Annotated in this window: 6 protein-coding genes; 3 read left to right on the top strand and 3 right to left on the bottom strand. The window is 50.6% G+C overall.

Annotated features, from left to right (window positions below):
* From MMG82_RS18695 to MMG82_RS18685, 3 genes are all read right to left on the bottom strand, one after another.
* Nucleotides 1-3,078: winged helix-turn-helix domain-containing protein (locus MMG82_RS18695; RefSeq protein ID WP_241407271.1), on the bottom strand; the 3,078-nt coding region annotated here is incomplete at its 3' end.
* A gap of 367 nt (nt 3,079-3,445) precedes the next feature.
* Nucleotides 3,446-4,777: a DUF4785 domain-containing protein gene (locus MMG82_RS18690; protein ID WP_241407270.1), complete on the bottom strand. Its 1,332-nt coding sequence runs from the start codon at nt 4,775-4,777 to the stop codon at nt 3,446-3,448.
* A gap of 10 nt (nt 4,778-4,787) precedes the next feature.
* Nucleotides 4,788-5,645, bottom strand: a complete 858-nt coding sequence (locus tag MMG82_RS18685) for a hypothetical protein (protein WP_144375610.1) — start codon at nt 5,643-5,645, stop codon at nt 4,788-4,790.
* Nucleotides 5,646-6,135: 490 nt separating this feature from the next.
* On the opposite strand from MMG82_RS18685, the gene MMG82_RS18680 reads away from it, so the two are divergent.
* The 3 genes from MMG82_RS18680 (at nt 6,136) to MMG82_RS18670 (ending at nt 8,372) form a co-directional block, all read left to right on the top strand.
* Complete coding sequence (locus MMG82_RS18680) at nt 6,136-6,483, top strand: hypothetical protein (protein WP_037416982.1); 348 nt, start codon at nt 6,136-6,138, stop codon at nt 6,481-6,483.
* Nucleotides 6,484-6,657: 174 nt separating this feature from the next.
* Nucleotides 6,658-7,356 (top strand): TetR/AcrR family transcriptional regulator, encoded by a 699-nt coding sequence (locus MMG82_RS18675; protein WP_241407269.1) that lies wholly within the window; start codon nt 6,658-6,660, stop codon nt 7,354-7,356.
* The gene (locus MMG82_RS18670) at nt 7,356-8,372 is read left to right on the top strand and encodes an HlyD family efflux transporter periplasmic adaptor subunit (protein ID WP_241407272.1); all 1,017 of its coding nucleotides are present in this window, start codon (nt 7,356-7,358) and stop codon (nt 8,370-8,372) included. Before MMG82_RS18675 ends, MMG82_RS18670 begins: the two co-directional genes overlap by 1 nt.
* The last annotated feature ends 74 nt before the right edge of the window (nt 8,373-8,446 follow it).

The following is an 8,446-nucleotide window of genomic DNA, read 5'->3' as shown; positions in this document are numbered from 1 at the left end:
AACATCTTGATTTCCATTTTTAAAGCTTATCATTGCAAGCTCTACGTTTGTTTTTGCAATGCCTATGAGATAGTCTTTGTTTTCGGGGAAATTATTAAATAATTTTTGAAATATTAAGTTTGACTCTGTTAGCTCTTTATGGGCGTTATTTGAATTGTTACTTTTTTCTTTAATTGCAATAGCTAATAAAACATTGGCTCGTAAATGTTCTCTTTTAACTTCGCTGATTGATATTAAGTCCGTATCAAGTGTGTCTAAAAGAGATTTAGAGGTTTCGTTAACTCTAGAGTCATTAACAAAAATGTTCAAAAGAAATATTTTCGTGCGAATATGAAATAAGTCTCTTTTCCATACTTCATTTCCTGAATCCATGGCTAATGATTTTTCGATAATTTCTTTTGCTAGCAATAGTTTATCGAGCCCTGATTTGAGATCTCCCTTATATTCCAGTAACTCTGCTAATCTGCCTAAAGTACTGGCTAATCTATCTCGCATATAGGCATCATTTTGATTTAGAGAGTTGAGTAATTGATTTTGAGTTTCTTCTTGGAGCTTAATTGCAGTATCGAGTTCGCCAAGGGAGGTTAATGCACTCGCTAACCAAGAGCGCGCATTGGCTACATCGGCAATCAGTTGGCTATCTTCGGGGGCTTTGGCCAGTGCCAAGAGCTTTAAGCGTAATGATTCCTCAAAATCTTGCTGTGCCTTGGCAAAGTCCTGCTGCTTCATCGACACTGAGCCCAAGGTGTTATGGGCATAGGACAGCTCCATCAGCGCATCTTTATCCTCGGGCGCTAGGGCATACATGGTTTGGCTATAGGCTAAGTACTGCTCGAAGAACGGGCGTGATGCGGCCCAATCACTCACATCATATTTAAGCTGACCCAACCAAAAGGCATTGGCGCCTAAGGTTTTTAGCAGGGCTAAGTTTTCGGGCTGCAATTCGAGCAGCGGCAGCATTTTTTCCTGTGCGGCGAGTAGAGCGCTGCGGGCTTCATCGATTTTATTGCGTGAATAGGCGACTTCGCCCATGGCCTCTAAGGTTTGTCCATGCTGGAAGCGGGCATCGAAGCTTAAGTACTTCTCATCGTCTTGGCTGGAGAAATCCGTGAAATATTCCAATGCCTTATTGCTGATCCCGTCGAGTAAGTCCATTCGGCCGATACCGCGCATCTTATCGGCGAAGTCACCCACCATAAACCCGAGCAGATCTTCGGCGGCGAGGCGTTTTTGCTGGGCCAGCTTTTCGGCTTCGATACTGCGAACGCTCATAATGACTGAGGTTAAGGTGAGTACGCACAGCAGGGCGACGGTAACGCGCCTCGTCCAGCGCAGCATAGTGGCGCGTTTGCTGGAGGCGGCAATAAAGTCGGTTTCCCGTTCATCTAATACAAATAAGGGGTTTTGCCTAAGGCTTTGGGCCTCTTTTAAGGGTTTACCCTCGGCCAACAAATAGGCGCTGTGTTTGGCTTCGCTGAGCCAGCGCTGGGATAAATGCTGTAGTCGGCTCTTAATACTGAGGCTGTCGTTATGCTCGCTGATCCACGCCGTCGCCCTTGGCCAGCGGCGCAGCAGGGCTTCGTGGGCGATGCTAAAACAGGGTTCACCATTTTGCAGATGGGACACAAATAAGCGGCTATCGACCATGGCTTGCACTAGGGCGGTTTCGGCCGCGCTTTGCAACTGCGACCAGCGGGCGGTGCGGCTGGTGATGGATTTTTCATCCTCACGCAGGGTGACTAACAGGGACAAAATCCGCGGCAGACTGGCTTTTTCGGCCTCGGTTAAATGGGAGATGGCCTGCTCGGCATTTTTACCGATAGCGCCTTCGATACCGCCCAAGGTGCGATACACAGAAACCAATAGTTTGTCATCGTCGCTGCGCTGTAAATACAGCGCCTGCAAGGTGTATTGCAACATGGGCAGCGCATCAGGGTTGCTGGCGGCATCGCTACAGAGCATTTCATCGAGCGGCATGGCGGTGTCGCTATCGATTTCCCAAGTTAAACTGGCGGCAACGGCTGGCAGGCGGATCATCTGCAGCAGCTCGGTGCGAGTGGGCGGCGCTAAGTCGAAATGGGCGCCGCTGGCTTTGCCCGCCATCAGGCTGGGATAATTGACTAGCAGCGGATAAAAGTCGTTGCGACAGGCACTTAGAATCAACACCGCATGGGAAGTGGCAAGGCGCTCTAACAGCTCGATAAAGGCGCTGCGTTCGGCATCGCTAAACAGCGGCGATGATAATAAGACTTCTAATCGGTCGATAAATAAGGCAAAGCGTGGTGTAGCATAAGCCTGATTTTTAAGGCTGTGTTTACATATATCGACAATGCTTTGCGGATCTTGCTCAAGTTTGGCGGCAAGCGTATCGGCGCTCATTCCCTCAAAGACTGGGCTGTCGTTTAGCTCCCAGTCGAGCATGGCGCTGGCCAAATCGGTGAGCAGTTGTCCCTTGCTGACATCGGCAAAATCGAGGCTGCTATAGGCCACAACCCCTACGCCATTAAAGCCATTGGCGGCCATGAGGTTAGGCAATACACCAGCATTAATTAAGGAGGATTTACCGCTACCACTCGGGCCCAAAATTAAGCAGAAGGCGCGGCCAAATTGAATTTGTTGGCTAATACGATTTAGCAGCGTGCTAATTTGCTCGCTGCGGCCGAAGAACACGTCGGCATAGTTGGCGCTGTAGGCTTGCAGGCCCGGAAACGGCGAGCCGCCTTGCCAGGTTTGTGGCGTGGCGCTGGCCTCGTGGCCAACCGGAAAGCGAACCTCGGCTAAGGTGCGATAGCCGCGTTTGCGAATGGTCTCAATGTAACGGGATTCGGTGGCGCTATCGCCAAGTGCGCGACGTAACTGGTTGATAATCTTGTGCAGTGGATTGTCGCCCGTGTCGACCCCCGGCCAGCAATGGCTAACAATTTCGTCGCTGCTGACTACTTCACCGGCGTTTTGGCAGAGAAACAACAACACATCCATCGCCTTAGGCTCAAGCTGTTTAACTTGTTTGCCCAGAAGCAGGCTGTTGGCGCTGGGATTGACTTGCCATTCACCAAAAAAAAATGTGCTGTCACTCATAGGATTTCCATTGCTTGAGCATCGACTAAGGCGGGCAATCGCGGTGCCGTTAGCCATTGTTATTTTTATATTCCATTTGCATATTTTGCTATGGGGTGTTGCGTCAAAACATTGGCATTATGCCTAGACACTTTGTTATTTAAAAGCAGTAAGCTTTTATAATCAATGTAAATTTTATCTTGAAATTGTGACAGCATTTTGTACTGATACCCATGTGCTGTCACAGGGTTAGGGGATTGCGCGATAATTGCACTTTCACTTGGGTAAACGCTTGGCTTGGCTGCATTAACTCGGATGACGGGTAAAAAAAGAGTGCCCAAGCTGGGCACTCAAAGCGGTTGGGAAGGGAGAAATGGGTTAAATTGAGTTAGCGCGTAAGCACCAGTGCGTTGGCCTGAAAACTTAACCGTGCCATTTGCCCTTGGTCTTGCAGCTCTAGCTCGTTGAGTTCAAAGGGCGGTTGTAGACCGGAGGCTTGGATAAGTTTGGGGTCAAACATCAGCTTGAGTTTGGGGGATTCGGGCGTTAACCAGTTGGCTGCTTGGGTACGCATGATCGCCACTTTTTGGCCCTCGGCATTGGTGCCCGTGAGCACGCCACTCAAACCAAAGCGTCCCGCCTCGGCGACAGTTAGCACAAAGTTGACTTGATTCGGCACGCCTTTGTCCCACACTGTCAGCACTTCTGGCTTGATGCTGGCCGAGTTCACATAGGACTTAAAGGCGGTTTTCACCGTACGCTGCACTGGGCGGCCATCGACCTGAGTCTGGACTGTGACTTCGATTTCACTCAGCCCCGCATTGCTGTTGGCAAGGGGCAAGTCCGCGGGCACTAAAGCCTGCCATTCATCCCCCTGTTTCACCATGGTCAGCGCTTGCTCTGTGCCATCGGCTTGCTTGAGTTTGGCCTGAGGCGCAAATTGATTATTGCTTTGGCTTAAGGCGAGTTTTACCCCAAGCGTTTGGGCATCGGCTGCAATTGCGCTGGGCGCCTTGATGCTCAGTTGATAGGGCGAGCCTTTTTCCTTCACGTTGACCAGATAGTTGGCCTTAGCGACCAAGGGCTGACTGACTTGTAGGCGATATTCTCCGGCCGTGGCCTTTTCAGACATTTGCAGCGCGCTGGAGTCATCGGCGAGTCCTGCGCTGGCTAAGGCGTCGGCGCTTACCAGCGACTTAACTAAAGATTCCGTTGCTTGCGGGCTGCTGGCGTTTTTACCCTGCGGCGTTTGGTCTATCCGCTGAATTTGCACCCGCTCGGGGGCTACGGCATCGGCATGCATCAAGGCGCCGCTGCTGATATCGCCGCGGGGCGCTATTCGCACTAAGCTGCCCGCTTGGCTCAAGTTAAGCTGAACGCCAGCATTTAGCTCGGCGCCAGTGACATTAAGCCAATACTCATCACTCTGGCTTGCCTGCTCAAGCACGGGCTGACTGGCTTGGTATTCGCCATAGAGCGGGGTGATAAAGCTGACATAATCGGTACTGGTATTAATTGGCGCGAGAGTTGGCGAGGCGATATTAGTATCGACAAGGTCGCTCTGCGTCGGCGCGGCTAAGGTTAAGCCCTTGGCATACATTGGGCTGGCTTCTTTTTGTGGCTCAGGCGTGGGTGAATCATCCTGACAGGCACCGAGCAGGCTAGCTAATATGGCCAAGCTGACCGCTTTGCTTAAGGTGCGGAGTGTAAAAGGTGGCATAGTGAGCTCCTTAAATATGATTGCGGATCAGCGTGTCTAAGTTAAAGCAGGCACGGCGACTCTGCTGATGGCTTAACGGTTCTTGGCCTCGGGTCTTTTGTTTATCGGTGAACCAGACTGTGCCTGCGGCTTTTTGGGAGCTGCAATTTAAGAAGCCGTCGGAGCAGCTATCGAGCCAGTTTTGGGTAGTCTCGAGAGCGACCTGATATTGATAGCCTGCGCAGTAGCTGTCGCTGTCCCAAATGGCGGAATCCACATCCGAGCCGACAACCACCTCGAAGGGCTTACCTAAACTCGGGCGACCCGAGGTGCCATAGAGCCAAGTGTTGTTGTAGTTTGCCATCCAGCCGACTTGCTGCTGTTTGACCGCATTGCTGCCATAGCCTAAGAGCCAACCTAGAGTCGTTTCGAACACATTGCCTTGATTGACTGCATCGGCCAGCGGCGTGCCGCCACTCGATGGCGCGAGGGCGATGACTCTGGAGGTGGCTTTGATCACCGCAGGATAACGGCTGTCCCAGGTGGGGTTTGATAAAATCCAGCGCACCACATTACCGCCATTGGAGTGGGTGAGCAGGATTAAATCATCAATATTCTTCGCTTGAATAAAGCTATTGAGCTGAGTGGCGAGGCAACCCGCGGCCGTTTCTTCCCACATATATTGGTCGAAGTCACAGTTGATAACAGTGTAATTATTGGGGACGGGGATCCCTTGGCGCACTGAGTTAACAAATTCCGAAGTCCAATAGTCGGCTAACGCATTGGTTTGTTTTCCGGTTCCGTGAACAAAGGCGATACCTGTTGCGGCAAAAACCGCGGGGCTGACAGCTAACAGACCCAAGAGCATTAAGGTGTTTTTTATCTTCATGGGTGTTTCTCATCTCTAGTGATTGAGCGCGGCCTTACAGTGCATTGCAATCGTGAACATTAATCAGGTGTCTGTGTCGATTGACATCGCTGCACTCTGGTGCAAGGCAATCTTAGGCTGGTTTTAAGGAATGCTGCGCAGTAAAACCACTGGGAGTAAAAGTTCACAAGCTGAGTGACCTTGCTATGGTGGACAGGGTAGACTCTTACTCTGGCTTATTAACCTAGTCGCAACATTTGGGGCTGGCAAGCAAAAATTCGCTATACAATTTAATGACATAGCGACAATCTTTTGACTTTGTTTTAATATGACCTAACCGACAGCTAATTGCTTGATCAGTAAACGCTAATAAAACGTATAGCGTATTTAGCCGTTTGAATTGGCTGGGATGGCTCAAAAATTATTTTTACTTTAACGTTTTGGATCGTTATTGGTTCTATAGCGTTTTCACACTTATTGGGAGGCACCTTTGGCCATCACACAACAGGAAATGAGCCGCTGTTTAACCGAACTCAATTGCCGTAGCAATTTTTCGGTGAAGAGCATTACCGAATATATGTTGCCAGGTACTAAGGAAGCCTTTTACCTGCATATGGATGGCAAAACGCCGCAACTGATTATTCGCCCCGCGTTTGAGATATTTTCGGGTGAATTTACCACCTTAGCAGGCGTGCATGCTAAATATGACTATTACCACAGCGCGGAAATGACGCGATTTCCCAAACGTTTACATAAAAGTCTGACTGAAACCCACTATGGATTGGCCTTTAGTTTTGATTCCATTGAGGCGGTGCAGCAATTTATTGAGCGTTTAAGCGCTATCGTCAAAGGGGCTTAGGATTTCATCAAAGATAAATACAAGCCTTAAGAGTGGTTTTAAACCTCTGATATTTTAGGCTTAAGCTTTTAGGTTAAATTCCTCAATTTTAACCAAAATGAGGAATTTAACTGCTGCCTTTTCCAGCAGCTTTTCAGTATATTCATCAATAGATGAATTCTGCTGGAGAGGCTTATGTCGGTTATCCCTCGTCGCCCAAGAGGTGTGGTTCCCTTTGCCGCCCAATCTGGGCTGTCTATGGCTGCGGGTCGCCCGAAAGGCAACTCTGATGCACGTCAACGGCTGATCACCGCCGCGGTGACGCTCTTTAGTGAACGCAGTTATCCCACTGTATCTACTCGTGAAATAGCCCGTGAGGCTGAGGTGGATGCGGCGCTTATCCGTTATTACTTTGGCTCTAAGGCTGGGCTATTCGAGCAGATGGTGCGTGAAACCCTCGAGCCTGTGATTGCGCGTTTGCGTGAAATCTCCTGCGCTCAAGCACCTAATGATATTGGCGAACTGATGCAGATCTATTATCGGGTGATGGCACCTAATCCCGGATTACCCCGATTAATCGTGCGTGTGTTGCAGGAAGGCGATGGCACCGAGGCCTATCGGATCATGTTGTCGGTGTTTGAGCAAATTCTGTCCCTCTCGCGCCAATGGGTTGAGTCGGCATTAGTGAATGCTGGATTACTCAAAGCAGGGCTAGACCCCAATTTAGTGCGCCTGAGTTTTATCAGTTTGATGGTGTTTCCGCTGATTGCTCCCCCGGTTTTAATGCGTCAGTTTGGCCTGTTTAGTAGCAATGCCGAGGATTTAGAACGTTTGGCACTGCACAATATGAAGGTGTTTACTCAGGGCGTATTACGTGAACCTAGGAGTGAATGATGAGTGTATCTAATGGGTTAGCTGTGATGTCGGTTAAGGCGCGACGACTATCTCCCCAAAGATGGGGCAAGCTGGTGAGGAGTCTATTGGGCGCGGCGCTGTTGCTGCTGCAATTAACAGCCTGCGGCGATGAATCCCCCCGAGTGCTGGGTACGGTTGAGCGCGATAGGTTAACCCTCACCGCCCCCGTGGGGGAGCTGATTAATCGAATTAATGTGGTCGAAGGCCAGCAAGTGCAGGCGGGGGAAGTATTACTCGAGCTGGATAGCACCGCCGCTCAGGCGCGCCTTAGCCAGCGTCAGGCCGAGCTTAAACAAGCCAAGGCAAAGCTGGCGGAAGCCGTGACGGGGGCTCGCTCGGAAGACATAGATAAAGCCCGCGCCGCCCTTGATGGCGCCAATGCCAGTGTTAAAGAGGCGCAGCAGAGTTTTGAGCGTACACAGCGGTTATTTAAGACTAAGGTGCTCAGTCAAGCAGATTTAGATGCTGCGCGCGCGGCGCGTGATACCAGCCTTGCCAAGCAAGCCGAAGCCGAGCAGAGCCTAAGACTGCTGCAAAACGGCACCCGCAGCGAGCAACTCGAACAAGCGAGAGGCGCAGTCGAGGCGGCCATGGCTGGCGTGGCACAGGAGCAAAAAGCCCTCAAGGATTTAAGCCTAGTGGCGGCGAAACCCGCTGTGGTAGATACCTTACCTTGGCGGGTGGGTGATAGGGTGGCCGCAGGGAGTCAACTTATTGGTTTATTGGCAATTGAGCATCCCTATGTGCGGGTGTATCTGCCTGCGACTTGGCTCGATAGGGTCAAGGCGGGTAACCAAGTTAAGATCCTTGTCGATGGCCGCACGCAGCCTATTGCAGGCACTGTGCGTAATATTCGCAGTCAACCGGCTTACACCCCTTTTTATGCCTTAAATGAACGCGATAGGGCGAGATTGATGTATCTCAGCGATATTGATATTTCGCCAGAAGGACAGGATTTACCCACGGGAATGGCCCTTGAGGTACAACTGCCATGAGTGCACAACAGGCTTCAGCAGGGGGGACAGTCGCTGGGACATCAGCGGCTGAAACATCAAGCGCGGCTTCTGAG

The organism is Shewanella sp. MM_2022_3 (assembly GCF_022557375.1).
Taxonomy (GTDB): Bacteria; Pseudomonadota; Gammaproteobacteria; order Enterobacterales; family Shewanellaceae; genus Shewanella; species Shewanella xiamenensis.
This window is presented reverse-complemented; position numbering and strand designations above follow the sequence as displayed.

Bases quoted from the DNA above. Each gene is read 5' to 3' on its own strand.
- MMG82_RS18690 (WP_241407270.1), bottom strand. From the start codon at position 4,777: ATGCCACCTTTTACACTCCGCACCTTAAGCAAAGCGGTCAGCTTGGCC.
- MMG82_RS18685 (WP_144375610.1), bottom strand. From the start codon at position 5,645: ATGAAGATAAAAAACACCTTAATGCTCTTGGGTCTGTTAGCTGTCAGC.
- MMG82_RS18680 (WP_037416982.1), top strand. From the start codon at position 6,136: ATGAGCCGCTGTTTAACCGAACTCAATTGCCGTAGCAATTTTTCGGTG.
- MMG82_RS18675 (WP_241407269.1), top strand. From the start codon at position 6,658: ATGTCGGTTATCCCTCGTCGCCCAAGAGGTGTGGTTCCCTTTGCCGCC.
- MMG82_RS18670 (WP_241407272.1), top strand. From the start codon at position 7,356: ATGAGTGTATCTAATGGGTTAGCTGTGATGTCGGTTAAGGCGCGACGA.